Below are 24200 nucleotides of genomic sequence, written 5' to 3' on the forward strand. Positions count from 1 at the left end.
GTACAAAAGACATATCGGCCGGCACCGCATGGTTCGACGCGATGACCGAGGACGTGGAGGTGGAGTTCGGCGAGGACGGACTCGTCCCCGCAGTCGCACAGGACGCCGACTCCGGGGAGGTGCTGATGCTCGCGTACGTCTCGCCCGAAGCCCTCGAACGGACGCGCGAGACGGGGCGGGCGCACTACTACTCCCGGAGTCGGGACGAACTGTGGGAGAAGGGCGCGACGAGCGGACACACCCAGACCGTCGCGGAGGTGCGCGTCGACTGCGACGCCGACACGCTCCTGTACGTCGTCGAACAGACCGGCGGCGCGTGCCACACCGGCCACCGCTCGTGTTTCTACCGCACTATCGACGGCGAGACGGTCGGCGAACGCGTCTTCGACCCCGACGAGGTGTACGACGACTGACCGACAGACGATGACAGACGCCACAACGGCGGACGCCGGCGAGGACGGGGCGACCGACCCCGACGTCTCGGACCTCGTTCGGCGACTCCGCGAGGCGAGAGCGGCCGTGGACGACGTCGAGTCCGACATCGCGGACCACGGCGAGGACGCCGTGGACCGCGCGGTCGGCGCGTACCGACGAGCGACGACGCTCCTCGACGACTACGAGGACTCCGCGACCGGCACGGGCGACTTTCAGGCGTACGTGCGGTTCCAAGACGAGTTCCTCGGCCTCGTCGAGGACCTCCCCGAGGACGTGCCCGTCCGCGACGCGTTCGAGGCCGCCGCCGAACGCATGGACCGCAGGCGACTCCGCGCACGCGACTTCGACGGCGCGCGCGGTGACCTCGAACCGGCGGCCCGACTCGAAGGACTCCTCGAACGGCGCGCGGAGGCCCGCGAGGAACTGCAGGCGGCGCGCCGCGACGCCGCCCTCCGACTGAAGGAGTTAGACGAACGAGTCGACGAACTGGCCGATCTGGTCGCTCTCGGCGAGGCGGACTTGGACGCCCCCGTCGAACGCCTCGGAGAGCCCATCGAGGCGTACGCCGAGTCGGTCCGCGAGGAGTTTCAGACGTGGAAAGAGGAGGCCCCCGCCCGCGAAGTGCTCGACCTGCCGGCGACGGCGGAGTCGTACCCGTTGGTCGATTTCCAGTCGCCGCCGCGGGACGTCCTCGCGTACGTGCGCGAGAACCCCGGCGGCGACCACCCGATACCGAAACTGCTGGAGTACACCGGCTACTCCGGGTCGAAACTCGACCACTACGTCGACGACGCGGCGGCGCTTCAGACGTCCGTCGCCGTCCACCGGACGTACCTCGAACGACTCGGCGCGGACCCCCTCGTCGTCTCGTGGCCGCCGCCGCGGGCGGAGGTTCTCCGCCGCCGCGCCGACGAGATAATCTCGCTCCTCGATCGGTTCGCCTCCGAGGACACCGTCGTCACCCTGCGCCGCGTGCGGGACCTGACGTACCGCGAGGACTACGCCCGCCTCCGAACCGCCGCGCGCGCCCGCAGCGAAGTGACCGACGAGCAACTCTCCCGCCTCCGGTCGGGGGCCGTCGAGACGGAACTGGAAGCCGTCCGGGAGGCGCGCGCCCGCCTCGCGGCGGCCCTCGACGAGACGGACGAGGACTGACGCGTGGTCGTCGTCGCCGCCACCGCGTTCGTCGCGGGCGCAGTGTGTCTGTTCTACGCGACGAGAGCGCTGCGGACCCGCCGGGCGGCCGCGCGCCTCGACGTCGAAGAGGACCCCACGGCGTGGCTCTTACCCCCGGACGAACGCGAGGAGGCATCCGACGATCCGGTCGAGGACGTGTCGATAGAGCGCGGGGCCGTCCTCCTGTTTCTCGGCCTGCTCTGCTTTCTGTTCGGCATCATCAGCCTTTGAGGTCGCTTCCGGAGGTTCGACGAACCCCTCGATCGGGTGGTCGGTATCAGCGGTCGTGCTGGATAGAACGCGCGCGTGCAGCACGGTGGGTGGTTCGGATGGAACGGCACCACGCCGGTAGGTACAGAGAGCGTAGTGTCCAAAAAGATACGACTATTTGCGCCCGCAGCAGTATCCGGTTATGAACCGAGACGTATTCTGGTCACCGGCCGCAGGGGTCGGGATAGAATCTCTCCATCTCATCGAGGACTCAGCAGGTGTCGCTGCTGAGGGCGTCGTCGTCGGTTCGGTCGATGGTACGTCGTTTCGCGCCCGCTACGAAGTCGAGTGCGACCGCCGGTATCACACTCGGAGAGTGGACGTTACCACCCTCGGCCAGGAACCGGAATCGATGACACTTCGGGCCGATGGGGAAGGCCGATGGACCGATGGTCGAGGAGCGGAGGTATCGGCGCTACGTGGGTGCATCGACGTAGATATTTCGGCAACGCCGTTCAGCAACACACTCCCGATTCGACGTTTGGAACTCGGCCAGAACGAGTCAGCCGAGGTGCAGGTCGCATATATCTCGGTGCCCGAACTACGCGTCGAAGCCGCCTCTCAGAGGTACACCTGCCTCGATCCGATCGACGAGGACGGCGGACGGTATCGCTACGAAAGCGTATCCAGCGGCTTCACGGCCGAGTTACCGGTCGACTCGGACGGACTCGTCGTCGATTATCCGGGACTGTTCGACCGGGTCTCGCCGTCGTAACCGCCGATAATCTGCTCTGCGCTCGCAGGTACCGGCCTGCGGGACGCGGAGACCCGAATCGAACGCGTTCACCGTGCTGAGTGTCCCCCTCTCTCCGGTGCGCAGTTCCAATCCGTCTCTCACGGTTTCGACGGAGTCGAGAAAGAGAGAAAGAGACCGTATCGAGCGGGTTCGCAGTCTGTTCAGCGAACTGAGTTGAGAGCGATGCGAAGCGCGGCCTCCGCCCCGTCAGCGAGTTCTTGGGCGCGTCCGAGGTCACTGGACTCGGCGTAGACGCGCACTTTCGGTTCGGTTCCGGAGGGGCGGACCAATACCCACGCGTCGCCGTAGTCGAGGCGGTAGCCGTCGGTGGTGTTCGGCGTTGCCTCGGAGTTCTCGGCGTACTCGCGGGCGGCGTCGAGCATCGCCTCCAGTTCCGCCTCCGTCTCGTACTCCAGGTTCACGCGGACGTTGTGGTAGTCTTCGTACGGCGCGGCGAGTTCGCTGGCGGGGGTGTCGGCGACGAGTTCGAGGAACTTCGCGCCGACGAACGCGCCGTCGCGGACGAGGCGGAAGTTCGGGAAGAATATCCCCCCGTTGCCCTCGCCCGCGATGGGGACCGACTCCCCGCGCGCCCACAGTTCGCGGATGCGCGTGATGATGTTCGTCGCGCCGATGGGCGTCAGTTCGAGGTCCGCGCCCACCTCGTCGCAGACGTCCACGAGTCGTTGCGAGACGTTGACGGCGGCCACCGTCGTGTCGCCCTCCGATAAGTTCTCGGCGGCGAGGGCCGCCAGCGACGACTCGCCGGGGATGAACTCGCCGTTCTCGTCCACGAAGACGGCCCTGTCGGCGTCGCCGTCGTGGGCGATACCCACGTCGGCGTCGGCGGCATTCACGAGGCGACAGAGGTCCTCCAGTTCGCTCCCGACTGGTTCGGAGTTGCGGCCCGGGAAGGTGCCGTCCGGCGTGGCGTTGACCGTCACGACCTCGCAGCCGAGTTCGCGGAAGAACTCCGGGCTGGTGAGCGCGCCCGCGCCGTGGCCCGGGTCGAGGGCGACGGTCAGGTCCGCCTCGGCTATCTTCTCTCGGTCCACCGACGAGAGGAGGTCCTCGACGTACTCGCGGTTGGCCGACTCGACGGTTCGGACGTGGCCGACTTCGTCCCACGTCGCCGTCGAGAACTGCTCCGAGAGGATGTGGTTCTCGATGCGTTCGAGTTCGGCGACGGAGAGTTCGACGCCGTCGGACCCGACCAGCTTGATGCCGTTGTACTCCGGCGGATTGTGCGAGGCGGTGATGACGACGGCCGGCACCTCCTCGACTTCGCAGTAGCGGACGACGCCCGGCGTCGGGACGACGCCGAGCTGGTCGACGTCCACCCCGACGCTGGCCAGTCCGCTCTCGGCGGCGTTCGACAGCATCTCCCCCGTCGTCCGGGTGTCGCGCGACACCACGACGCGGTCGGTGTCCCAGACGGTCCCTGCCGCCTTCGCCACCCGGAGGACGAACTCCGGGGAGAGGCCGTCGCCGACCACCCCTCGCGTCCCACTCGAACCGAACAGTTTCATCGTGGGGTACTGGTTCGCCCGGCGACAAAGCCGTTCCGAACCACAGTGACCTTTTTCGGTGTCGAGTTATCGGTTCGTCCGACCGGTCGGCGTTCTGACGGACGGGAGCGAACCGTCGGCGCGGAAAAGTGGACGTGAGTCAATCCCGTGGTACCACCGCTTCGTTCCGCCGCCTCCGGAGCCTTTAGGCGCGGCGCACGAGGAGGGTTCCCCATGACAGAGGCGTTTCCCTCGTTCGAAGTCGTCCCCGCGGTGGACATGCAGGACGGCGAAGTCGTGCAGTTGGTGCAGGGCGAACGCGGCACCGAGAGGCGCTACGGCGACCCGGTCGAGGCCGCAGAGCGCTGGGTCGGCGAGGGGGCGGAGACGCTCCACCTCGTCGATCTGGACGGCGCGTTCGAGGGCGAACGGAAGAACGCCGGCGCGGTGGAAGCCGTCGTAGACGCCGTGGACGTGCCGGTGCAACTCGGCGGCGGCATCCGAACCGCCGACGACGCGGCGAACCTCCTCGAACGGGGCGTCGAACGCGTCATCCTCGGCACCGCGGCGGTGGAGAACCCCGAGTTGGTCGAGGAGATAAGCGACGACTACCCCGGCCGCGCGATGGTGAGTCTCGACGCGAAGGACGGCGAAGTGCTCGTCTCCGGGTGGACCGAGAGCACCGGACTCGACCCCGCGGAGGCCGCGAGTCGGTACGAGGAACTCGGCGCGGGCGCGATTCTGTTCACCGACGTGGACGTCGAAGGGCGGATGGAGGGCGTCCAGACGGACGTGACGAGGCGCGTCGTCGAGGCGGTGGACATCCCGGTGGTCGCCTCGGGCGGCGTCGCCTCACTCGACGACGTGCGCGCCCTGCGGGACGCCGGTGCCGCCGCCGTCGTCGTCGGAACCGCGCTCTACGAAGGCACGTTCACGCTCCGCGAGGCGGCGGCCGCCGCCGGGGAGTCCGAGTAAGAAGTCAGAGTACGGGGCCGAAGTCGTTCGAGGAACGGGCGGTCAGAACGAGAGTCGCTCGGCGATGCGACGGCGACGAACTCCGCCGTCGCGTAGACGCCCGCGCCCGCGACGACGAGGCCGACGCCGACGTCCGAGAGCGTCGCCGAGGTGATGTACGGGACGCTCACGAGCAACGTCACTCCCGTCAGCACCGCCCGCTTCGGACCCATATCCGAGCGCTCGCTCCGCCCCGTATCGATCTACGTCAGACGCTCTCTGCGGGGATGCGACGCTGTCGGACGCTCTCGCGGGCGGACGCTCGACCGGAAACGGAGGGGTTCACTCCCGCCGCGTCCCGCGTCCGCGCCCGTCGCGTCGCACTCCGTCCGCGGACCGGTTCGTCACCGCCGTCACCACGGCGGCGGACGCGAGGACGATGAGCGCGACACCTAACGCCGTCTCCGTGCCCGACCGGGAGAACAGCAGCAGGCTCCCGAGACACAGGGTGTACAACGCCACCGCCGCCCCCTTCCAGCGCATGGCCATACCGCCCCTCTGTGCGCGTCCCCAATTAATATCCGGCAGACGGCCGTCTGACGAGGTTCGGTATCTACCGGGAGTACGACGCCCAGAATCGGACGTCTCTCGTCCCCTCCGGGCGTTCGAGCGTCGAACCCGTCGAAAAACCGAGTGCCGCGAGCGCAATCGTCATACGGGAGGGCGAGAACTGGGAGGCATGAGCGACGACGCCGCGGAACGCACGGTGGCCGTCTCGCGGGAGACGGCGGAGACGACGATAGACCTGACGCTCGCCGTGGACGGCGACGGCGACGCCGTCGTAGACACCGGACTCGGCTTCTTCGACCACATGCTCGAAGCGTTCGCCAAACACGGCCTGTTCGACCTGACGGTCCAGTGCGACGGCGACCTGCACGTGGACGACCACCACACCGTCGAGGACGTGGCCATCGTCCTCGGGGAGGCGTTCGCGGAGGCCCTCGGTGAGAAGCGCGGCATCGTCCGCTACGCCGACCGGAAGGTGCCCTTAGACGAGGCAGTCGCGGGCGTCGTCGTGGACGTGAGCGGTCGGCCGTACTTCGGCTTCGAAGGGGAGTTCTCGCAGGACCGAATCGGCGAATTCACGAGCGACATGGCCCGGCACTTCGCGTACTCGCTCGCGATGAACGCCAGGTTGACGCTCCACGCGGAGGTGTCGGGCGTCAACGCCCACCACGAGGTGGAAGCGCTGTTCAAAGCGCTCGCGCGTTCGCTCGACGACGCGACGCGCGTGGACCCCCGGCGGAGCGACACGCCGAGCACCAAGGGCGAACTGTAGTCGTGGGCCGAAACGAAGCGGTCAGGATTTTCTGAGCGTCCCGCCGTCGTCCGCGAGGACGCCGCGTTCGACGGCGTAGTCGATGATGTCGCGGACGTGGTCGTCGTCTAAGTCGTACGCGCCGGCGGCGAGTTCCTCCACCTCGGCCCGTTCGACGGGGAACTCGCGGTTGTTCAGGAGGCGCATCACCTTCCGGAACTGCGGCGGTTCCTCGTCCGCCGAGGAGGTGTCTTCCCCCTCGTCCGTCCCCGTCGCCCCGCGTTCGCCGGCGTCGTCGCCCCCCGCCGCTTGGAGGGATTCGCCCGCCTCCTCGTCCGTCGCGTCGGCGATGCCGGCCGTCTCGGCGTCCGCCGTCGCGTCGTCGGACGCCGCGTCCGCCGTCGCCGCGGGTTCGCTCGGCGAGTCGTCGGACGCCTCCGCGGAGAGTTGGTCGTCCGTGTCTCTGCCCGCCACCATCGGGGAGTTCGACCCGAGCGAGTCGGTTGTTTCGTCGCGCCCGTCGCCGTCGCCGCTTCCGACGGTTCCGTCCTCGCCGCCACCTCCGCCGCTCTCGACGCCGAGACGGTCGAGGAGCGGTTCGAGGACGGCTTCGAGCGTCGAAGAGCAGTCGCCGCAGAGGACGACGCGACGCTGTTCGCCCTCCGCGGGGGACAGTTCCGGTGGCAGCACTTCGTAGACGCCGTCGGCGTCGGCGCCGCAGAAGTCGCAGGAGCGAAGTTGGCGCATGGGCACGTCCACCTCTCGCCGTCGGACGGATTAAAGCCCCGGCAGACGGGCCGTCGCCCGTTCTCGGTGGTACAGAATTAAAGCCGCCCGCCGCGAACGTCCGCCGACGGATGTTCGACGAAATCATGCAGAAGTTCGAGGGGAGTCCCAGCCAACAGGCTGTCATCCGACTCCTCCTCGAACGGGGGTTCTCGGTCAACGACGAGGGGCGCGTCGTCTCCGGCGGCATCGAGATTCCGAACACCGGCATCGCGCGCGAGATCGACGTGGACCGCCGCGTCGTGGACTCGACGACGAGCGCGATTCTCGAAGACGAGGAACTCCGCCGCATCTTCCAGAACATCTCCTCCATCCCGAGCCTGATGGACCTCGCGCCCGTGTTGGACCTCTCGGTGCTCACCGTCGAAGTCGGCGACGCCGACGAACCCGGCATCGTCGCCGACGTCACGTCCCGACTCGCGGCGCGCGACATCTCCATCCGCCAGACGATAAGCGAGGACCCCGAGTTCACCAACGAACCGAAGCTGTACATCGTCACCGACGAACCCCTGCCGGGCGACCTGTTGAACGAACTCTCCGCTCTGGAGTTCGTCCGGAAGATATCCATCGCCTGAGTCGCGTCGGCCCGCAACGTCGCGTCCCCCGTCTCGGAACCGGGACCCTCAGCTTACGGTGCCCGGTAGTAGCTTCTTCTTCCCCGCCCCGCGTCCACGATGCGCCGCTCCAGTCGCCCGTTATCGACGAGTTTGTCGAGGATCGAGTTGACCGTCGCGAGGTCGAGAGCGCACCCGACGAACTCCTCGATGTCCGCGTCCCCGACGTTCGACTCCGACCGCCCCAAATCGACGACTCGCTCGGCGATCTCCCGCACGTTGTACGCCTCCTCCGGGTTGCCGTGCAGGAAGCGGAGTATCTCGTTCTCGATGGAGGGCCGTTCGTCGCCGCTCTCGAACGTTTCGCCGTCAATGGGCATAGCCTCGAATAGCACCCTCCGCCCCGTAAGTCCGCGTTTCCGGCCGACCGATAGCCGCCGACGCGTACGAACCCTTTTGACCGATGGCGGGCCTACCGCCACGCATGAGCGACGACGACGCCTACCGCACCGTCGCCGGGCGCGGCGAGGCCGCCTTCGAGATACGAGGCTCGGAGTTCATCGGCTACGTCGCGCCCGCGAGCACCGTCGAGGAGGCGGAGGCGTTCGTCGCCGAGATAACCGAGCGACACCCCGACGCGACGCACAACGTGCCCGCCTACCGCGTCCCCGCGGGGGGAGCGTCCGCCGGTGCGGGAACGATGCTCCGCGAGTACGCCTCGGACGACGGCGAACCGTCCGGGTCCTCGGGCGACCCGGCCCTGAACGTCCTCGTCCAGCAGGAGATTCGGAACGTCGCCGCCGTCGTCACGCGCTACTACGGCGGGACGAACCTCGGCGTCGGCGGACTCCCGCGGCGTCAAGGAGGCACTCGAAGACGCGGGCGTCGTCGAGGAACTGCCCCACGAAACGTTCTCCGTCGCCGTCGAGTACGACGACTCCGGGACCGTCCGCGGCATCTTAGAGAGCGCAGACGCCGAGTTCGACGCCGCGTACGAGGAGGACGTCTCCTTCGACGTTCAAGTGCCCGTCGCGGACGGCGCGGAACTGAGAGACCGCATCAGAAGCGCCACCAGCGGTCGAGCCGACATCTCGTAACTCCTCCCCCGTCCGAACCGCCGGGAGCGGTACACTCACGTCGCCGGATTCCCTCGCCCCGTTCGTGACAGACAGATACGACGCGGTAGTGGTCGGCGGCGGCATCGTCGGGTCGTCCGTCGCCTACCACCTCGCCCGCGAGGGGACCGACGCCCTCCTCGTCGACCGCCGCGACGAGGGCCGCGCGACGGACGCCGGCGCGGGCATCCTCTCGCCGGCGACGACGAGCAGAGACGACGAGACGTGGGTTCGATTCGCAGTCGAGGCCGTCGCGTACTACGACGAGTTGGTGCCCGCACTCGAAGCCGAACAGGACGGTCCCCACGGGTACGCGGAGCGCGGACTCCTCGCAGTCGCCGTGAACGGCGCGGAAGCCGACGCGTACGACGAGACGCTCGAACTCGTCCGCGAGCGGCGAGCGGAGTACGGGACGCCCGCGCCCGGGACGATACGCGAGCTCGATTCCGAGGAGGCGAAAGCCCGGTTTCCGCCCCTCGCGGAGACGAAACGCGCGTTCCACTACGACGACGCCGCCCGCGTGGACGGGCGGACGTTCGAGGCGGCCCTCCGGCGCGCCGGACGGGCGCACGGCCTGACCGAACGCGAGGGGGGCGTCGCGGAGATTCTCGTCGAAGGCGGCGACGTTCGGGGCGTCACGCTCGCCGACGGGGAGACGGTCGAAGCCGAGAACGTCATCGTCGCCGGCGGCGCGTGGTCGGCGGCGTTCGAGTCGCAGTTGGGCGTCGAGGTGCCCGTCGAACCGCAACGGGGGCAGATAGTCCACCTCGACGTGGACGAAGACACCGAGGGGTGGCCCATCGTCAGCCCGTTCCGGAGCCATTACATGGTGTCGTGGGACGACGGCCGCGTCGCCGCGGGCGCGACCAGGGAGACGGGCGCGGGGTTCGCTCCGCACACCACCGTCGCGGGCCTGCGCGAGGTGTTCGACGAGGTGCTCCGCGTCGCGCCGGGCCTGTCGGACGCGTCGCTCCGAACGTCGCGCGTCGGACTCAGACCGCTGAGCGAGGACGGCCACCCCGTCTTGGGCGAGGTCCCCGGCGTCGCCGGCGCGTACCTCGCCACCGGACACGGACCGACGGGTCTCCAACTCGGGCCGTACAGCGGAAAACTGGTCGCGCAGGCGGTCCGGGGCGAGACGCCCGAAACGGACGTCTCGCAGTTCGGCGTCGGGCGGTTCTGAGCCGTCAGTCGCCGGCCGAGACGGCCGTCGGTTCGGCCTCCTCGTCGGCGCTCCGACGGTTCTGGAGGACGAGTGCGCCGAAGATAGCGCCGCCGACGGCGCGCATCGCCACGTCCACGACCACCGGGTCGCCGAAGTTCTCCAAGAGGCCCACCGCGCCGGTGAGGTCGGTGAAGGCGTTGAGAACCAGCATCGGAGCCATCAGCAACAGCGCCGACGCCGCGAACAGGGCGCGGTCCGAGCGGTCGGCCGGTCCGTACATGTGGCCGATGACGGTGACGCCGAGGGCGACGACGCCGACGAACACGCCCGCGACGGGTACGACCACCTGAGGGACGAACCAGCCGACGTCGGCCACGTCGGCGAACGTGATGACTCGCGCGTCCGCGCCGCGCCCGCGGAGCAGGAGGATGCCGGGGGTGAGCGCGAAGGCGAACGGCACGATGGCCTTGTTGAGCGACAGCGAGAACGCCTCGATACCCGTCTTGAACGGGTCAGAGCGGGCGATGCCGGACGCCGCGTACGCCGCCACGGCCACCGGCGGCGTGATGTCGGCGATGACGCCGAAGTAGAGGATGAACAGGTGCGCCGCGAGGAGCGGAATGTCGCTCGACTGGGCGATGGCCGGGCCGAGGAGCGACACGAGGATGATGTACGTCACCGTCGTCGGCATCCCCATCCCGAGGATGATGGAGGCGATGGCGGTGAACAGCAGTAGCAGGACGATGGAGCCCGCGGCGACGGCTTTGATGAGGGCCGTCAGGTTCGGGCCGAGGCCCGTCGCGCTGACGACGCCGGGGATGATGCCCGCGGCGGCGACGGCGATGACGACTTCCGTCGCCGTCCGCGCGCCCGAGTCGAGCGACTTGCCGAGGAACGCCACGTACCGGGTGGCGCTCAGGTTCGCCAGTCGGGGGCGGCGCACGGCGGCAGAGAGTCGCTCGCTCGTCTCGTCCACCGCCGGGTCGAGGTCCATCAGCGGCGAGTAGGTCTGCCGGCGGACGACGAGGAACGCGAGACTCACGAGAACGACGACGGTTCCGAGGTCACCCGCGGCGGCCGAGGCGGCGGCGACGGGCGACATGCCGCCGTCCCCGCCGCCCGTCGCGGCGTCCACGACGCCGACGCCCGTCAGCAGGAACGAGACGAACTGCGCGAGCAAAAGCGCGGCGATGCTCCCGACGAGGGGGACGCGCGTCCGCCGGTTGTACGCGGCGACGGCGGCGATGAGCGCCATGATGGCGACCAGCGTGTACCACGCCGAGCGAGCGACCGTCAGGCGTTCGACGAGGAGGAAGTACAGCAGAAGCAGGATGGGGACGAGGTAGAACCACCCTTTCCGGAGGTGTTTCGGCACGGCGACGACTTCGCTCGCGTCGAGTCCGCCGATATCGGCGCGCACCGCTTCGAGGTGGACCATCACCCAGACGCCGAAGAAGAACACGACGGCCGGGATGGTGGCGGCGACGATGATGTCGGAGAACGGCACGCCGATGAACTCTATCATCAGGAACGCCGCCGCGCCCATCACGGGCGGGAGAATCTGCCCGCCCGACGACGCCGAGGCTTCGACGCCGCCCGCGAACTCGGGGCGGTAGCCCGACTTCTTCATCAGGGGGATGGTGAACGCGCCGGTGGTGACGGTGTTGGCGATGGACGAGCCCGAAATCGTCCCCATGAACCCCGACGCGAGGATGGACGCCTTCGCGGGGCCGCCCCGGCGCGTCCCCGTCGCCGCGTACGCGAGGTCGATGAACCACTGCCCCGCGCCGGACATCTCGAGGAACGCGCCGAAGAGGATGAAGATGTAGATGAACTGCACGGACACCGTCACCGGGATGCCGAACACCCCGTTTTCGGTGTTGTACCAGAGGTTCTGGACGATGTTCGCCCACGACCCCTCGGGGATGGAGAGGACGCCGACGAGGGGCGCGCTCCCCGGAATGAGGTAGCCGTACCGCGCGTAGACGATGAACGACGCGACGATGAGCATCAGGTAGACGCCCAGCGACCGCCGCGTCGCTTCGAGGACGAGGAGGACGCCCACGACGCCGAGGACGTAGGCGTAGGCGACGTCCGAGAACGGCAGGACGCCCACTATCTCGCCGAGCGGAATCACGTTCGCCACCGCCGCGAACGGGCCGTCGGGGCCGAGGTACTCCGCGACGGTTCGGCCCGACTGGAGGCCGAGGACGCGCAGTTGCTGAATCTCCTTGAACTCGAGCACCATGTACGCGGCCGTCGCCGCGGCGCAGACGACGAACACCGCGTCTATCGGCGTGATGCGCTCTCGCTCCGGGTCCACCGCCAGCCACCGGACGACGCCGCGCGCGCCGACGGCCGCGCGGGTGACGGGGTTGTCGCCGCCCAACCGGTCGCGGAGTGCGGGGACGACGGCGGCGAGTCTGCGCGCTATCGCGCCGTCGCCGGTGGTCGGGGGGAAGAGGAGAAACGCCAGCATGAGGCCGAAGGCGACGTGGACGGCGTTGACCTGCAGGAGTTGGAGCGCGCCGAGGTCGATTTCGCCGACGAACGGCAGTTCGGCTCGGAACTCGAACCCGCGGGCGGCCAGCCACACCTGAAACAGCGAGAAAGTGATGGCGATGGCGGAGACGAGAACCGCCGCCGGCCCGGCGAAGGAGCGCTTCCGCTCTATCTCCTCGATGAGTTCTTGGGCCTCCTCCTCGGACATCTCCTCGTCGACCGCGTCGGTGGCCGCGCCCTCCGGCGCAGCGTCCACGCCGTCCGCGTTCGCGTCGGCGTCCGCGTCTTCGGCGTCGTCGGTGTCTCGTCCGCCGTCGGTCAGATACGACCGCTCCGCGCCCGCATCCGGTGTCGAGGCGTCGGAACGCTCGTCCGAACGGCAGTCGCTCGCGCGTTCTCCGTCGTCGATGCGTCGGTCGGCCGACCGACCGTCGTCGTGTGTGTCAGTCATTGTCGTGTGAAGGCGGGGAGGGCCCGGTCCAGAAGCGACCGTTGTTCGATGCTGAGGCGGACGCTCCGCGCGTCGGAGAGGCTCACGAGGTCGTACGTCTCGTCGCCGACGCGGAGTTCGTGGCCGGCGACGCGGCCGGGCTTGACGTAGAACTCCTCGTAGGACCCCGGCGGGTCGAAGACGAACGACCCGTTCACCTGTCGAACGTCCGCGCGGGCGGGGAGGCCGGCGCCGAACGAGTGAAACACCATCCGCGTCATCTCCAACTCGTCGCCGCGGACGGTGTACTCGTCTATCACCTGCGTCTTCTCGACGCTGTGAGTGTACGCTATCGCGACGGTCGTCCCGTCGGAGACGGGGACGGTCAGCAGTTCTTCGCCGGTTTCGGCGTCGCTGACGACGAGTACGTTACCTCCCGGTACCGCCGCACTCGCCCCTACCGTCAGGACGAGTACGAGAAAGAGAGCAGCGAACCGGCCGAGCGTTCGTCCGTTCATTGTCGAGACGATAGGCGGTGGGGCGCGGGGAATTACTTACCGAAGTACGCCTGCGCTCCGGGGTGAAGGTCGATGGACATGCCCTCTTGGGCGGAGTCCTTGCTGATGAAGTCCGTCTTGATGGAGAGTTGGTCCACGTTGTCGAAGATGGCCGCGGTGACCTCTTTGACGGTCTTTTCGGGCTGTTCGGCGTTCGTCGCGATCATCGCCTGCACGGACACCGTCGGGGCGGCCTGTTTGAGGCCGTACGTCCCGGACGGAATCTCGTCGTCGGCGTAGAACGGCGCGGCGTTCTTGACGGCCTTGCGGTTCTCGCCCTCAATGGGGACGATGCGCACGTCGTTCGTCGCGGCGAGTTCCTCGATAGCGCCGACGGGCCATCCGCCGACGACGAACGCGGCGTCGATGTCGCCGTTCTTCAGTTGGTCCGACGCCTGTGAGAAGCCGGTGTTCTGCTCGGAGTAGTCGCTGATGCCGAGGGCTTCCAGAATCTGGACCGCGTTCACCTGCGTCCCCGACCCGAGGTCGCCGGTGTTGATGGTCTTCCCCGAGAGATCCGAGGGCTTCTTGATGCCCGTGTTCGCCAGCGTGACGATGTGGATGGTCTCCGGGTAGAGCGTCGCGACGCCGCGGAGATTCTTCACCGGGTTACCCTTGAACGCGTCGATGCCCTCGCCGTTGGCGGCGAAGTAGGCGACGTCGTTCTGTATGAGGGCGAAGTCGGCGTCGCCGCGGGCCAGACTGCCGACGTTCTCGACGGACGCGCCGGTGGACTGGACCTGCAGTTTGTAGTCGGTGTTCTCCTCGACGACCGACTTGAACTCGTTCGAGAGGGGGAAGTACGTCCCGCCCGTGCCGCCCGCGTGCCACGAGAGGCGCGACTCGGTGCTGCCACCGCTCTCGGTGGTCTCTCCGCCGGAGGTTCCCTCGCCGGTGGTCGCCTCCCCGCCGGCGGTCGTCCCTTCGCCTTCGGTCCCTTCGCCGCCACCGCCACCGGAACATCCGGCGAGGCCGGCGATACCAGTGAGACCCGCAGCCGCAACGAATTCGCGTCGATTCAGTTTTCGAGACATAGCCGTGAGATGAATATCCGCACATAATACTATTACTAATTATGTTCAGGATCTCTCCGCCGAGATGACGTTCCGCCAACTTCTTCGTGGGATTTGCTGACGTACGTCCCGGCGTTCTCCGCCGGGTAACGTAACTCTATCAATCGCGGCGGTCAAGGCAGCCTATGACTCGCATCTCCGCGGCTGACTATCACGACGTCGCGCAGGTCGAAGACCCGCAGGTGTCGCCCGACGGCGACCGCGTCGCGTTCGTCCGAAAGGTGCCGAAGGACGACGAATCGTACGAGCAGACCGTCTACCTCGTGCCGACGGACGGGACGGGGGAGGCCCGGCGCTTCACCGTCGCCGAGGGCGTCGATTCGAAACCGCGGTGGAGTCCCTCCGGCGACCGACTGGCGTTCGTCTCCACGCGCGGCGCGGACGACGACCGGCCGCAACTGTGGGTGCTCCCCGTCTCCGGCGGCGAGGCGGAACGGGTGACGGACGTTCCCGGCGGCGTCGGCAACGTCGCGTGGAGTCCCGACGGGTCGAAGATAGCCTTCCAGCAGTCCACGACGGCCGAGGAACGCGAGGAGAGACTCGATACGAACCTCGGCGGCGAGGAGTACGAACGCGAGACGCCCGACCCCCGCGTCGTGGACCGACTCGTCTACCGACAGCACGGGCGGTACAAGGACGGTGCGGAACCGCACGTCTACGTCGTCCACCTCGACGAGGCGGGGGACGGGGAGGACGCGGAGGCGGACGCCGACGCCCCCCGCGTCGAACGACTCACCGAGGGGGAGTACGGCCACGTCTCGCCCGCGTGGGGCGACAACGAGACGCTCTACTTCGGCGTGAAGCGTCACCAGGGCGACACGGAACCCGACGACAGCGTCGTCATCGACATCGTGGCCCACGACCTCTCGACGGGCGAGACGGAGGACGTGACGCGGACGACGGCGTGGGGACTCGCCCTCGACGCGACGGCGGACGGTCGCCTCGCGTTCGGTCGGACGCCCGAGGAACGCCTCTCGATGCGGCAGTCCGACGTGGTGGTGTACGACCGGAAGGCCGACGAGGAGTTCGTCCCCACGGAGAACTTAGACCGCGATATCGCCCTCCAAGGCGGCCTCTCGTGGGGGCCGAGCGAGGAACGCGTCTACTTCCTCACGCCCGACGAGGGCGACTACGTGGCGCGACGCGTGCCCGGTGATGCGTCCGCCGACCCCGACGTTCTCGTCGGCGAGGGTCACGCCACCTCGGTGTCCGTCGGCGGCCCGGCCGACGACTCGGTGGTCGCCGTCGCCAAGAGCGAGTGGGACCACCGCGGCGACGTGTTCTGTCTCTCCGAGGGCGAGGAACGGCGACTGACGAGCGTCAACGCCGACTACCTCGAACGCGTCGAGGTGCGGGAACCCGAGGAGGTTCGCTTCGAGTCCGAGGAGGGAGTCGAGGTGCAGGGGTGGGTGCTGACCCCGCCGGAGTTCGACCCCGAGGGGACGTACCCCCTCGTCGTGGAGGTTCACGGCGGCCCGCACGCGATGTGGTCCGTCACGGGCACCATGTGGCACGAGTTCCAACTCATGGCGGCCCGCGGGTACGTCGTCTTCTGGTCGAACCCGCGCGGTTCGACCGGGTACGGCGAGGAGTTCGCCACCGCCATCGAACGGGACTGGGGCGAGGTGACGATGACGGACGTGATGGCCGGCGTCGAACTCGTTTGCGAACGCGACTACGTGGACGAGGAGAACGTCTTCCTTACCGGCGGTTCGTTCGGCGGGTTCATGACCGGGTGGATGGTCGGCGAGACGGACCGTTTCCGCGGCGCGGTGGCCCAACGCGGCGTCTACGACCTCTCGTCGTTCTACGGTTCGACGGACGCGTTCAAGCTAATTGAGGGCGACTTCGACACGACGCCGTGGGACGAACCGGAGTTCCTCTGGGAGCAGTCGCCCGTCGCCCACGCCGCCGACGTATCGACGCCGACGCTGGTGATGCACGCCGAGAACGACTTCCGCGTCCCCGTCAACAACGGCGAGATGTTCTACCTGTTCCTGCGGAAGAACGGCGTCGAGACGCGCCTCGTGCGCTACCCGCGCGAGGGGCACGAACTCTCCCGGTCGGGCGAACCGGCGCACGTGGTGGACCGACTCGAACGCACCGTCCGGTGGTTCGACGGCTACTCCGACCACCACGACGCGCCGAAGGCCCTCGAACGCGGCGATGACGGCCTCTCGGCGGCGAACGACGGCGAGGATGGGAGGGGCGACGGCGACGAGAGCGACGACTGAGGGAGAGTCGGAGGCATCGCGGGAACTCTTCGCCTCCCGAATCTATAGCGGCCTCGGTACCCCTCGGGGGGTGCGTTTCGTCCGCGCCGATCCGGCGGACAACTTCGCCCCCGTTTCCCGTTTTTCGACCGGAAGCGAAGGGGTTCGCGGCGGGTCGAACTACGCCGATTCGAGTTCGGCGGCCAGCGAAGTCAGTCGCTCTGCGAGCGTTCCCGCGTCGGCGGCGACGACGCGCGCCAACGGTTCTCTGCCCACCGCGCCGCCGTCGACGACCGCCGCGGGCGTCTCGCCCTCCGATTCGAGCGTTCGACGGACCGCCCCCCGCGAGACGCTCTCCGTCTCCGGACCCGACTCCTCCCCGTCGGCGGACTCGACGCGGGCGACCGACCACCCGAGCGAACCCATCGCGTCCGCCACGTCGTCGTCGAACCGGCAGTTCGCCGCGAACCGGGCGGTCGAATCGACTTCCCGAACCGCAAGCAGGAACGCGGCGAGGTGACTCGACGCGCCGACGCGGACGCCCCGGTTCGGCCGCACGCCCGATTTCGTACGCGCGATTCGGCCCTCGACCGCCGCGAGCTCGTCCGGGCGTTCCGCGTACGGCGTCGCGCCGACGACGTTCAAGCCGACTTCGGGGACGAGTGCGCGCGCGCCCGCGCCCGCACCGACGAGTTCGTCCACGACGCCCTCCACCGCCTCGACCGCCTCCGTCCGCGCCGCGCGGTGGCGAATCGTCGCGAGGTGGTGGACCGACCCCGGCCCCTCGCCGACGTCGAGGGGGTAGCGGATGGCCCGTTGGAGGGACGCCACGGCGGAATCGACCGCCGCGGTCGCGTCCATCCCCCGCGCGAGGTTCGCGGCTATCGCACTCGACAGCGTACACCCCGACCCGTGCGTCGCGTCGGTGTCCACGCGTTCGTGGGCGAACGAGACGTGCGACCCCTCTGTGACGAGAACGTCGAGTACCTCCTCGCCGGGGGCGTGGCCGCCTTTCACGAGTGCGGCCTCCGCGCCCATCTCGACCAACGCCGCGCCCGCCTCCCGCGCCGCGGACTCGTCGGTCGGTTCGGTGTCCGTGAGGACGGCTGCCTCGTCGGCGTTCGGCGTCACCACCGCCGACGCCGCGATTAGGTCCTCGTAGGCGCGTTCGGCGTCCCTGTCGAGCAGTCTGTCGCCCGAGGTGGCGACCATCACCGGGTCCACGACGACGGGGAACGGCGCGTCCGCGACGCAGTCGGTCACCGTCTCGACCATCTCCGCGGTGCCGAGCATCCCCGTCTTCGCCGCGCCGACGTCGAAGTCCTCGGTCACCGCCTCGTACTGCGCCCGCACCTCCTCGGTCGGCACGGGGTGTATCGAGGAGACGCCGCGGGTGTTCTGGGCGGTGACGCTCGTGATGACGCTCGTCCCGAAGACGCCGGCGGCCTCCATCGTCTTCAGGTCCGCCTGGATGCCCGCACCGCCCCCGGAGTCGCTTCCGGCGACGGTGAGTGCGACGGGCCGCGCGTCGGGCGCGGGCGTCCGCATCACGAACCACCTCGCCCGGACGGTCTGCGGTCTGTCGCGCGGTGCGCGGCGCGTGAGAAGAGGCGAGTGCGTTCGGCCATAGTTGAAAGTTGTACTACTCGGTAATAATTTTGTGTCTCGCCTGCGTCGCCGGGATAATGGCGTTCACCGACGAACTCGAACCCGAGGCCGACGACATCTGGACCGCCATCGTCGAACACCCGATGGTCGAACGGTTGGGCGAGGGGACGTTAGACGAGGACCCGTTCCGGGAGTGGGTCAGACAGGACTACTACTACCTGCGGGAGTACGGGCGGACGTTCGCCCTCGCGGCGTCGTCGGCGCGGCGTCTCGACCGGATGGGGACGTTCGCGGAACTCCTCCACTCGACGCTGAACACGGAGATGGACCTCCACCGGTCGTACGCCGCTGAGTTCGGCATCTCCGAGGACGAATTGGAGGCGACGGACCCCTCGCCGACGACGCGGGCGTACACGGACTTTCTCGTCCGGACGGCGGCGGTGGAGACGTTCGGCGACGCGGTGGCGGCCGTACTCCCCTGCATGTGGGGGTTCAACGAGACGGCGCGACGACTCGCGGCCGACGGTGTCCCGGACCACGACCAGTACGCGGCGTGGATAGAGATGTACGAGGGCGAGGAGTTCACGGAACTCACCGACTGGTGTCTCGACCTGATGGACGAGGTGGCCGAGGAGTCGACGGCGGCCGACAGAGAGCGATACCGGGAGCGATTCCTCACCTCCGCGCGGTACGAGTACCGCTTCTGGGACGCGGCGTGGCGGCGGGAGTCGTGGGAGGTGTAGGGCAGTAACCGGTTGTACTACCAAGTTTTATCACCGCCATCTCGCGTATCGTCTCACGTGAAACGACACGTTCGACGGTCGGCCGCGGAGAGAGCGGGGTGGGTTGCGTGGTGAGCACGACGGCGGCGCTCGGACTCACCGTCCTGACGCTCTCGGCGTTCACCGCGTTGGGCTTTTGGTACTCCCGGGGGCGAGTCCGGAGCGTCGAGGACTTCCTCACGGCGCGAAACAGCGTCGGGTCGGGGTCGATGACGGCGACGCTCGTCGCCTCGGTGATGGGCGTCTGGATCCTCCTGAGTCCGGCGGAGGCGGGCGCGGCGTTCGGCGGCGTCACCGCCGTCGCGGGCTACGCCGTCGGCGAGGCGATTCCGATGCTCGCGTACGCCCGCCTCGGCCCGCGCATCCGCGAACTCCTGCCCGAAGGGCACTCGCTGACCGAGTACGCCCTCGTCCGGTACGGCCCCGCCGTCTACCTCTTGGTGTTCGTCGTCAGCGTCACCTACATGTTCGTCTTCCTCGCCGCCGAACTCACCGGCATCACCAGCGCCCTCCAACTCGTCGCGGCGGTGCCGCGCTGGCAGACGGCGGTGCTCGTCGGCGCGTTCGTCCTGCTGTACACGGGCTACGGCGGCCTCCGCGCCAGCATCTTCACCGACACCGTGCAGGCCGTCCTCGTGATTCCGCTCCTGTTGGGGAGCGCCGTCGCCGCCCTCGTCGCCCTCGGCGGCCCCGCGGCGGTTCACCGGAACGTCGCCGCCGCAGACCCCTCCCTCTTGGACCCCGGCTTCCTCACCGGCCTCCAGTTCGGCTTCTGGGTGGCCATCGCCGTCCTCGGCGCGGAACTCGTCAACCAGACGTGGTGGCAGCGCATCTACGCCGCCGAGGACTCCGAGACGCTCCGGCGGGGGTTCCGCCGCGCGGCCCTCGTCAACTTCGTCCTCGTCTTCGTCGCGGGCCTGTTCGGCGTCGCCGCGCGCGGGTACGTGGACGTCGTGACCGACTCGGCGAGCGCCCAGTACAACGCCAGCGTCGCCTTCTTCGTCCTCGTCACGGAGGCGTTCTCCGAGACGTTCGCCCTCGCCGTCGTCCTCGTCGCCCTCCTCTTGGTGATGAGCACCGCCGACACCCTGTTCAACGCCCTCGCCAGCCTCGTCACGACGGACCTGCCACGGGTGCTCAACGATCCGGACGACCGGACGCTGACGCTGTCGGCGCGGGCGCTCACCGTCGTCGTCGCCGTCGCCGCCATCTACGTCAGCCTCCGCGCGCGGAGCGTCCTCGAACTGTTCCTCTTGGCGGACCTGTTCGGCGTCGCCGTCGCCGTCCCCCTCCTGTCGGGGCTCTACTCCGAGCGCGTCACCGGCGAGGGCGCACTCGCCGCCGGCCTGTCGAGCCTCGCCGTCGGACTCGTCTTCTTCCCGAACCCGCTGGTCCGCGGCCCCCTGTCTGCCGTCCCCGTCCTCGGCGAACTCCTCCCGACGCCCGCGTTCCTCCCCGCGTTCGTCGGCACCGCCGTCGTCTCGATACTCGTCACCGCCGTCTCCGTGCGGACTTCGTCCTCGCGGTTCGACCACCGGCGACTCGCCGACGCCGTCCACAGCCTCGACGACTCCTCCGCCGGCTACCGAGAGAGCGACGACTGACTCCCCGCCGGAGATATTCTTCGGTGTTACAACTTGGTAAACTTCTTACGTCGGTACCGCAACCCACCGGCCATGAGTCGCGCGGACGAAGCCGTGACGAACGTCACGGCCGTCGATACGGAACGAGTGGGAACGTACGTTCGGGAGATGGGGCCGTCGTGGGTCGCGGGCGCGGTGGCCGCCGGCCCGGCGACGATGGCCAGCGTCGTCACCGCGGGCGCGGCGTTCGGCTACCGACTCCTGTGGATAGTCGTCCTCTCGGCGGTCCTCGGCGCACTCGCGCAGTACCTCGCCATGCGGCTCGGCCTGTTCACCGAGGACGGCATCGTCTCCGTCGTCGAACGCCACCTCGGAGCGTCGTGGGCGTGGATACTCGTCGTGGACGCCGTCCTCGCGGCGGGTCTGGCGCAACTGGTCATCATGAAGGGCTTGGCCGACGTGTCCGCGGCGGCGACCGGAATCGACGCCCGGGTCTGGGGCGTCGCGTGGGCCGTCGTCCTCGCCGTCGGACTGGCGGGCCGGGGCTACCGGTTCGTCGAGACGGCCGCGAAACTCCTCGTCTCCGCCGTCGTCCTCGCGTTCCTCGCGTCGCTTCTGGTCGTCCCCGTCGACCCCGCCGCGGCCGCCTCGGGCCTCGTGCCGCGGATTCCCGCCGGCGTGGACGGCGCTCTCGTCGCCGCGGGCGTCCTCGGCGGCGCGGTGCACATCACCCTCGTCACGATGCACTCCTACACGATGCGCTCTCGGGGGTGGACGACCGAGGACTACGGCCTGGCCACGTTCGACGTGGGCCTCTCGATGCTCGGGGCGTTCGGCGCGTTCAGCGTCGCCATCTTCCTCGTCGCCGCGGGCGTCCTCCACGACCCGAGTATCGCCGCGAACGAACTCACCGCCGTCGCCGCCGCGCAGACGCTCGGCCCCCTCGTCGGCCCGAACGCGAAGTGGCTCTTTCTGCTCGGACTGTGGGGCGCGGCCGTCTCGACGCTCGGCGGTAACACCGTCGTCCCGCCGTTCCTCATCGCGGACAAACTCGGCTGGGAGACGGACATCGAAGACGGTCGGTACCGCGCGGCGTTGGTCGCGGTGGCCCTCCTCTCCGCTGTGGGCGCGTTCGTCGGCGGGTCGTTCTTCCCCCTCCTCGTTCTCGTCCTCGCGTTCGGCCTCGTCGGGACGCCGTTCGTCCTCGTCGTCGTCCTCTACCTCCTGAACTCCGATGCCGTCTCCGAGTCGAACTCGACGCTCGCGAACGTCGGCGGCGTCGCCCTCCTCGCCGTCGCGGCGACGACGGCGGGGTCGTTCGTCAGAGAGCAGGTGGCGGGCGGACTCGCCGACCCGACGACGCTGTTCGTCGCGGCGTTCTCGCTCTTCGTCGGCGTGGCGACGCTGGCACTCGTCGCTCGGTACCTCCGGGAACGTTTCGCGGGTACGGGTGGGGTAGTCGAGGCGTAGTCACCGGAAACGCCCGCTTCGGTACCCGTGACTATGGTCCTCACGCGGCAACCATGTGGTACGTTTCCACTCGGTTCCATTCGAAGGAAAACCGCACGACGGCGGACGAACTCTACCCGAAGCGAAGGGGTTCGGTCCCGGCGGCGAACCGCGGTTTCGCGGTCGCTCCGCGCGCCGTCACCTCCGCGGCCGACGCGAACCGCGTCTGGTCCGGAGACCGGGAATCAGCCTGCGACGACCGGAATCCGGTCTACGGCGACCGGAACACGGTCAGAGGCGATTCGGGTTCAGTCCACGATGATGTCGGCGTCGCCGTCCTTCGGAACGGGCGTCCGCTCCGATTCGGGTTGCATCTCCTCGCGGTACCGGGCTATCCACTCGGCGAAGCAGTTCGGACAGAGTCGCTGGCTGTCTATCTCCGAGCGGTCCACGCTGAGACGGACCGTCCGCGAGAGGGCGTCCTCCACGGCCGTACCGCAGGCGTCGCATGGGTCGGCGTCGCTCATACGGCCTCACGTGTGTAACGCTCCGGTATAGTCGTTGTTCTGCGCCGCGCCGCCGAAGAAAGCGAGACGGTCGAAAGAGAGGAGAGTCGGCCTACTGCGTCCGGAAGGCGCGGTCGCCGGCGTCGCCCAGACCGGGGATGATGTAGCCGTCCTCGTCGAGGTGGTCGTCGATGGAGACGGTCAAGAGGTCGGCCTCGGGGAACTGGTCGCCGACGCGGAGGAGTCCGTCGGGCGCGGAGACGGCCGAGAGGACGAACAGGTCCGTCGGTTCCGCCTCGGCGTTCGAGAGGACGTGGTCGAGGACGGCGCACATCGTGGACCCGGTGGCGAGCATCGGGTCCGCCACGATGACGGTGTCCTTCTCCGTTATCTCGGGCAGTTTCACGTAGTCGATGGTGATGGGGAACTCGCCCTCCTCGTCCATGCCGGCCTCCTCGTCGCGGCCGGCGCTGATGACGCCCTGCTTCGCCCGCGGGAACGCCTTCAGCAGTCCCTCCACGAACGGCGTCGCCGCCCGGAGGACGTTGATTATCACCACGTCGTCGAGTCCTTTGACGCGTTCGCCCGTCGTCTCGGTCAACGGCGTCTGGACGGTGACGTACTCCGTCTCCATCGCGCCGTCGATTATCTCGTAGCCGCAGATGCGGCCGAGTTTCACGAGGCCTTTCCGGAAGGCGACCTGCGTCGTCTCCACGTCTCGCAGGCGCAACAGGGTGTCCTTGGCGAGAGCGTGGGTGATGAGGTACGCGTCGTCTCGGTCTTCGATGGGCATCTTGTTCGAAACGCAGAACGCCGAGGGCATAAAGTCCGACGAATCGCCGCTCACACGTCGCCTGCCGTGGGTTCACGCCGCACGGTCTGTCTGCGAACGCGACTCGACCGCCCCCGTCACCGCGTCACGACGTACGTCACCGCCATCAACACGAGGGCGAACGACGCGACGTTCACCACCGTGAACGGGACGACGTCGATGTAGCTCAGGCCCCAAACGACGACCGACGCGAAGGCGGTCGAGAGGACGAGGTTCATGGCGAACAGCACGCGCGGGTCGCCCTGCGATGCGGGTTCCATACCTCCCCGTCCGACCTCCGTCACTTAGATTCTTTGCGATACACTCCCAAGCGAACCCGAATGCGACTCCGAAACCGCCGAGGCGAGGCCGTAGACGCCGTTCCGTTCCTCGTCGTCTCGGGGTTGGGGCTGCTTCTCTGCGTCTCGTTCGGCCCCCTCTACGTCGCGGCACTCGGTCTCCCGTGGACCGTCGCCGTCTGCGCCTCGGGCGCGGCGTCCGTCGTCGTGACCGCGGGCGCGTACTACCGTCTGGTCTGGACCGGGACGCCCCTCCGCACCGCGGAGATTCCGCCGGGGTCCCGACTCCGGCGCATACTGTACGCCGGGGTCGCTCTCGGACTCCTCCTCTGTCTCCTCTCCCTGCCTCTTTTGTGACCCGACGCGAAAC

25 protein-coding genes and 1 pseudogene are annotated in these 24200 nt (G+C 68.7%); 14 read left to right on the plus strand and 12 right to left on the minus strand.

Annotated elements, in window-relative coordinates; translation table 11 throughout:
- Window positions 1-41: 41 nt before the first annotated feature.
- The 4 genes from hisI (at window position 42) to ACFQEV_RS19450 (ending at window position 2596) form a co-directional block, all read left to right on the plus strand.
- Complete coding sequence (hisI, locus tag ACFQEV_RS19435) at window positions 42-413, plus strand: phosphoribosyl-AMP cyclohydrolase (protein WP_379699652.1); 372 nt, start codon at window positions 42-44, stop codon at window positions 411-413.
- Window positions 414-423: 10 nt separating this feature from the next.
- Window positions 424-1590 carry a DUF7118 family protein gene (locus tag ACFQEV_RS19440; RefSeq protein ID WP_379699654.1) on the plus strand — a complete coding sequence of 389 codons (1167 nt, stop codon included), beginning with the start codon at window positions 424-426 and terminating at the stop codon, window positions 1588-1590.
- Window positions 1591-1593: 3 nt separating this feature from the next.
- The gene (locus ACFQEV_RS19445; protein WP_379699656.1) at window positions 1594-1842 is read left to right on the plus strand and encodes a hypothetical protein; all 249 of its coding nucleotides are present in this window, start codon (window positions 1594-1596) and stop codon (window positions 1840-1842) included.
- A 181-nt stretch (window positions 1843-2023) separates the two neighbouring features.
- A complete protein-coding gene (locus ACFQEV_RS19450; RefSeq protein WP_379699659.1) occupies window positions 2024-2596 on the plus strand; it encodes a putative glycolipid-binding domain-containing protein in 573 nt (190 codons plus the stop codon).
- A gap of 182 nt (window positions 2597-2778) precedes the next feature.
- On the opposite strand, the gene glmM is transcribed toward ACFQEV_RS19450, so the two are convergent.
- Entirely contained in the window at window positions 2779-4146 is a 1368-nt protein-coding gene (gene glmM, locus ACFQEV_RS19455) for a phosphoglucosamine mutase (RefSeq protein WP_379699662.1), read from the minus strand.
- Between the two features lie 213 nt (window positions 4147-4359).
- Between glmM and hisA the strand changes: the two genes are divergently transcribed.
- Window positions 4360-5100, plus strand: a complete 741-nt coding sequence (gene hisA, locus ACFQEV_RS19460; protein WP_379699665.1) for a 1-(5-phosphoribosyl)-5-[(5-phosphoribosylamino)methylideneamino]imidazole-4-carboxamide isomerase — start codon at window positions 4360-4362, stop codon at window positions 5098-5100.
- Here hisA and ACFQEV_RS19465 read toward each other — a convergent pair.
- Together ACFQEV_RS19465 and ACFQEV_RS19470 are read right to left on the minus strand one after the other, a co-directional pair.
- A complete protein-coding gene (locus ACFQEV_RS19465) occupies window positions 5043-5312 on the minus strand; it encodes a hypothetical protein (RefSeq protein ID WP_379699668.1) in 270 nt (89 codons plus the stop codon). The two genes, hisA and ACFQEV_RS19465, sit on opposite strands and share 58 nt — an antisense overlap.
- Before the next feature lie 109 nt (window positions 5313-5421).
- Window positions 5422-5628 carry a hypothetical protein gene (locus tag ACFQEV_RS19470; RefSeq protein ID WP_379699671.1) on the minus strand — a complete coding sequence of 69 codons (207 nt, stop codon included), beginning with the start codon at window positions 5626-5628 and terminating at the stop codon, window positions 5422-5424.
- A 190-nt stretch (window positions 5629-5818) separates the two neighbouring features.
- Between ACFQEV_RS19470 and hisB the strand changes: the two genes are divergently transcribed.
- Complete coding sequence (gene hisB / locus ACFQEV_RS19475) at window positions 5819-6418, plus strand: imidazoleglycerol-phosphate dehydratase HisB (protein ID WP_379699673.1); 600 nt, start codon at window positions 5819-5821, stop codon at window positions 6416-6418.
- 21 nt (window positions 6419-6439) lie between these two features.
- On the opposite strand, the gene ACFQEV_RS19480 is transcribed toward hisB, so the two are convergent.
- Window positions 6440-7144, minus strand: coding sequence for a hypothetical protein (locus ACFQEV_RS19480; protein WP_379699963.1), 705 nt, complete (start codon window positions 7142-7144; stop codon window positions 6440-6442).
- A 110-nt stretch (window positions 7145-7254) separates the two neighbouring features.
- Between ACFQEV_RS19480 and ACFQEV_RS19485 the strand changes: the two genes are divergently transcribed.
- Window positions 7255-7758, plus strand: a complete 504-nt coding sequence (locus tag ACFQEV_RS19485; protein WP_379699675.1) for an amino acid-binding protein — start codon at window positions 7255-7257, stop codon at window positions 7756-7758.
- 53 nt (window positions 7759-7811) lie between these two features.
- Here the strand turns inward: ACFQEV_RS19485 and ACFQEV_RS19490 are convergent, their stop codons facing one another.
- Entirely contained in the window at window positions 7812-8117 is a 306-nt protein-coding gene (locus ACFQEV_RS19490; RefSeq protein WP_379699678.1) for a hypothetical protein, read from the minus strand.
- A gap of 104 nt (window positions 8118-8221) precedes the next feature.
- On the opposite strand from ACFQEV_RS19490, the pseudogene ACFQEV_RS19495 reads away from it, so the two are divergent.
- Together ACFQEV_RS19495 and ACFQEV_RS19500 are read left to right on the plus strand one after the other, a co-directional pair.
- Window positions 8222-8834: pseudogene (locus tag ACFQEV_RS19495) on the plus strand (IMPACT family protein).
- A gap of 64 nt (window positions 8835-8898) precedes the next feature.
- Window positions 8899-10035, plus strand: coding sequence for an NAD(P)/FAD-dependent oxidoreductase (locus ACFQEV_RS19500; RefSeq protein ID WP_379699680.1), 1137 nt, complete (start codon window positions 8899-8901; stop codon window positions 10033-10035).
- Between the two features lie 4 nt (window positions 10036-10039).
- On the opposite strand, the gene ACFQEV_RS19505 is transcribed toward ACFQEV_RS19500, so the two are convergent.
- From ACFQEV_RS19505 to ACFQEV_RS19515, 3 genes are read right to left on the minus strand one after another with little or no spacing between them, the layout of a single operon-like run.
- Window positions 10040-12970: a TRAP transporter permease gene (locus tag ACFQEV_RS19505; protein WP_379699682.1), complete on the minus strand. Its 2931-nt coding sequence runs from the start codon at window positions 12968-12970 to the stop codon at window positions 10040-10042.
- Window positions 12967-13467, minus strand: a complete 501-nt coding sequence (locus ACFQEV_RS19510; protein WP_379699684.1) for a DUF1850 domain-containing protein — start codon at window positions 13465-13467, stop codon at window positions 12967-12969. Before ACFQEV_RS19510 ends, ACFQEV_RS19505 begins: the two co-directional genes overlap by 4 nt.
- A gap of 32 nt (window positions 13468-13499) precedes the next feature.
- A complete protein-coding gene (locus ACFQEV_RS19515) occupies window positions 13500-14540 on the minus strand; it encodes a TAXI family TRAP transporter solute-binding subunit (protein ID WP_379699686.1) in 1041 nt (346 codons plus the stop codon).
- A gap of 164 nt (window positions 14541-14704) precedes the next feature.
- Here ACFQEV_RS19515 and ACFQEV_RS19520 point away from each other — a divergent pair, with 164 nt between their 5' ends.
- A complete protein-coding gene (locus tag ACFQEV_RS19520) occupies window positions 14705-16813 on the plus strand; it encodes a S9 family peptidase (protein ID WP_379699688.1) in 2109 nt (702 codons plus the stop codon).
- A gap of 159 nt (window positions 16814-16972) precedes the next feature.
- Here the strand turns inward: ACFQEV_RS19520 and thiD are convergent, their stop codons facing one another.
- Window positions 16973-18340, minus strand: a complete 1368-nt coding sequence (gene thiD, locus ACFQEV_RS19525) for a bifunctional hydroxymethylpyrimidine kinase/phosphomethylpyrimidine kinase (protein WP_379699691.1) — start codon at window positions 18338-18340, stop codon at window positions 16973-16975.
- Window positions 18341-18477: 137 nt separating this feature from the next.
- On the opposite strand from thiD, the gene tenA reads away from it, so the two are divergent.
- The 3 genes from tenA to ACFQEV_RS19540 all read left to right on the plus strand — a co-directional run bounded on the left by tenA (window position 18478) and on the right by ACFQEV_RS19540 (window position 22235).
- Complete coding sequence (gene tenA / locus ACFQEV_RS19530) at window positions 18478-19143, plus strand: thiaminase II (protein WP_379699694.1); 666 nt, start codon at window positions 18478-18480, stop codon at window positions 19141-19143.
- 107 nt (window positions 19144-19250) lie between these two features.
- Window positions 19251-20786 (plus strand): sodium:solute symporter family transporter, encoded by a 1536-nt coding sequence (locus ACFQEV_RS19535; protein ID WP_379699696.1) that lies wholly within the window; start codon window positions 19251-19253, stop codon window positions 20784-20786.
- A 72-nt stretch (window positions 20787-20858) separates the two neighbouring features.
- Window positions 20859-22235 carry a divalent metal cation transporter gene (locus ACFQEV_RS19540; RefSeq protein WP_379699698.1) on the plus strand — a complete coding sequence of 459 codons (1377 nt, stop codon included), beginning with the start codon at window positions 20859-20861 and terminating at the stop codon, window positions 22233-22235.
- 287 nt (window positions 22236-22522) lie between these two features.
- On the opposite strand, the gene ACFQEV_RS19545 is transcribed toward ACFQEV_RS19540, so the two are convergent.
- The 3 genes from ACFQEV_RS19545 to ACFQEV_RS19555 form a co-directional block, all read right to left on the minus strand.
- Window positions 22523-22741 carry a DUF7569 family protein gene (locus tag ACFQEV_RS19545; RefSeq protein ID WP_379699701.1) on the minus strand — a complete coding sequence of 73 codons (219 nt, stop codon included), beginning with the start codon at window positions 22739-22741 and terminating at the stop codon, window positions 22523-22525.
- A gap of 91 nt (window positions 22742-22832) precedes the next feature.
- The gene (gene upp / locus ACFQEV_RS19550; RefSeq protein WP_379699703.1) at window positions 22833-23513 is read right to left on the minus strand and encodes a uracil phosphoribosyltransferase; all 681 of its coding nucleotides are present in this window, start codon (window positions 23511-23513) and stop codon (window positions 22833-22835) included.
- A gap of 116 nt (window positions 23514-23629) precedes the next feature.
- Entirely contained in the window at window positions 23630-23812 is a 183-nt protein-coding gene (locus ACFQEV_RS19555) for a hypothetical protein (protein WP_379699706.1), read from the minus strand.
- A gap of 60 nt (window positions 23813-23872) precedes the next feature.
- On the opposite strand from ACFQEV_RS19555, the gene ACFQEV_RS19560 reads away from it, so the two are divergent.
- Window positions 23873-24187 carry a hypothetical protein gene (locus ACFQEV_RS19560; protein WP_379699708.1) on the plus strand — a complete coding sequence of 105 codons (315 nt, stop codon included), beginning with the start codon at window positions 23873-23875 and terminating at the stop codon, window positions 24185-24187.
- Window positions 24188-24200: the final 13 nt, after the last annotated feature.

It is taken from the genome of Halopelagius fulvigenes (assembly GCF_042662625.1).
GTDB lineage: Archaea > Halobacteriota > Halobacteria > Halobacteriales > Haloferacaceae > Halopelagius > Halopelagius fulvigenes.

What these genes read in the sequence shown, in the direction of transcription:
- hisI (WP_379699652.1), top strand. Translation starts at nt 42, where the DNA reads ATGACCGAGGACGTGGAGGTGGAGTTCGGCGAGGACGGACTCGTCCCC.
- ACFQEV_RS19440 (WP_379699654.1), top strand. Translation starts at nt 424, where the DNA reads ATGACAGACGCCACAACGGCGGACGCCGGCGAGGACGGGGCGACCGAC.
- ACFQEV_RS19450 (WP_379699659.1), top strand. Translation starts at nt 2,024, where the DNA reads ATGAACCGAGACGTATTCTGGTCACCGGCCGCAGGGGTCGGGATAGAA.
- glmM (WP_379699662.1), bottom strand. Translation starts at nt 4,146, where the DNA reads ATGAAACTGTTCGGTTCGAGTGGGACGCGAGGGGTGGTCGGCGACGGC.
- hisA (WP_379699665.1), top strand. Translation starts at nt 4,360, where the DNA reads ATGACAGAGGCGTTTCCCTCGTTCGAAGTCGTCCCCGCGGTGGACATG.
- ACFQEV_RS19465 (WP_379699668.1), bottom strand. Translation starts at nt 5,312, where the DNA reads ATGGGTCCGAAGCGGGCGGTGCTGACGGGAGTGACGTTGCTCGTGAGC.
- ACFQEV_RS19470 (WP_379699671.1), bottom strand. Translation starts at nt 5,628, where the DNA reads ATGGCCATGCGCTGGAAGGGGGCGGCGGTGGCGTTGTACACCCTGTGT.
- hisB (WP_379699673.1), top strand. Translation starts at nt 5,819, where the DNA reads ATGAGCGACGACGCCGCGGAACGCACGGTGGCCGTCTCGCGGGAGACG.
- ACFQEV_RS19480 (WP_379699963.1), bottom strand. Translation starts at nt 7,144, where the DNA reads ATGCGCCAACTTCGCTCCTGCGACTTCTGCGGCGCCGACGCCGACGGC.
- ACFQEV_RS19485 (WP_379699675.1), top strand. Translation starts at nt 7,255, where the DNA reads ATGTTCGACGAAATCATGCAGAAGTTCGAGGGGAGTCCCAGCCAACAG.
- ACFQEV_RS19490 (WP_379699678.1), bottom strand. Translation starts at nt 8,117, where the DNA reads ATGCCCATTGACGGCGAAACGTTCGAGAGCGGCGACGAACGGCCCTCC.
- ACFQEV_RS19505 (WP_379699682.1), bottom strand. Translation starts at nt 12,970, where the DNA reads ATGACTGACACACACGACGACGGTCGGTCGGCCGACCGACGCATCGAC.
- ACFQEV_RS19510 (WP_379699684.1), bottom strand. Translation starts at nt 13,467, where the DNA reads ATGAACGGACGAACGCTCGGCCGGTTCGCTGCTCTCTTTCTCGTACTC.
- ACFQEV_RS19515 (WP_379699686.1), bottom strand. Translation starts at nt 14,540, where the DNA reads ATGTCTCGAAAACTGAATCGACGCGAATTCGTTGCGGCTGCGGGTCTC.
- ACFQEV_RS19520 (WP_379699688.1), top strand. Translation starts at nt 14,705, where the DNA reads ATGACTCGCATCTCCGCGGCTGACTATCACGACGTCGCGCAGGTCGAA.
- thiD (WP_379699691.1), bottom strand. Translation starts at nt 18,340, where the DNA reads ATGCGGACGCCCGCGCCCGACGCGCGGCCCGTCGCACTCACCGTCGCC.
- tenA (WP_379699694.1), top strand. Translation starts at nt 18,478, where the DNA reads ATGGCGTTCACCGACGAACTCGAACCCGAGGCCGACGACATCTGGACC.
- ACFQEV_RS19540 (WP_379699698.1), top strand. Translation starts at nt 20,859, where the DNA reads ATGAGTCGCGCGGACGAAGCCGTGACGAACGTCACGGCCGTCGATACG.
- ACFQEV_RS19545 (WP_379699701.1), bottom strand. Translation starts at nt 22,741, where the DNA reads ATGAGCGACGCCGACCCATGCGACGCCTGCGGTACGGCCGTGGAGGAC.
- upp (WP_379699703.1), bottom strand. Translation starts at nt 23,513, where the DNA reads ATGCCCATCGAAGACCGAGACGACGCGTACCTCATCACCCACGCTCTC.
- ACFQEV_RS19555 (WP_379699706.1), bottom strand. Translation starts at nt 23,812, where the DNA reads ATGGAACCCGCATCGCAGGGCGACCCGCGCGTGCTGTTCGCCATGAAC.
- ACFQEV_RS19560 (WP_379699708.1), top strand. Translation starts at nt 23,873, where the DNA reads ATGCGACTCCGAAACCGCCGAGGCGAGGCCGTAGACGCCGTTCCGTTC.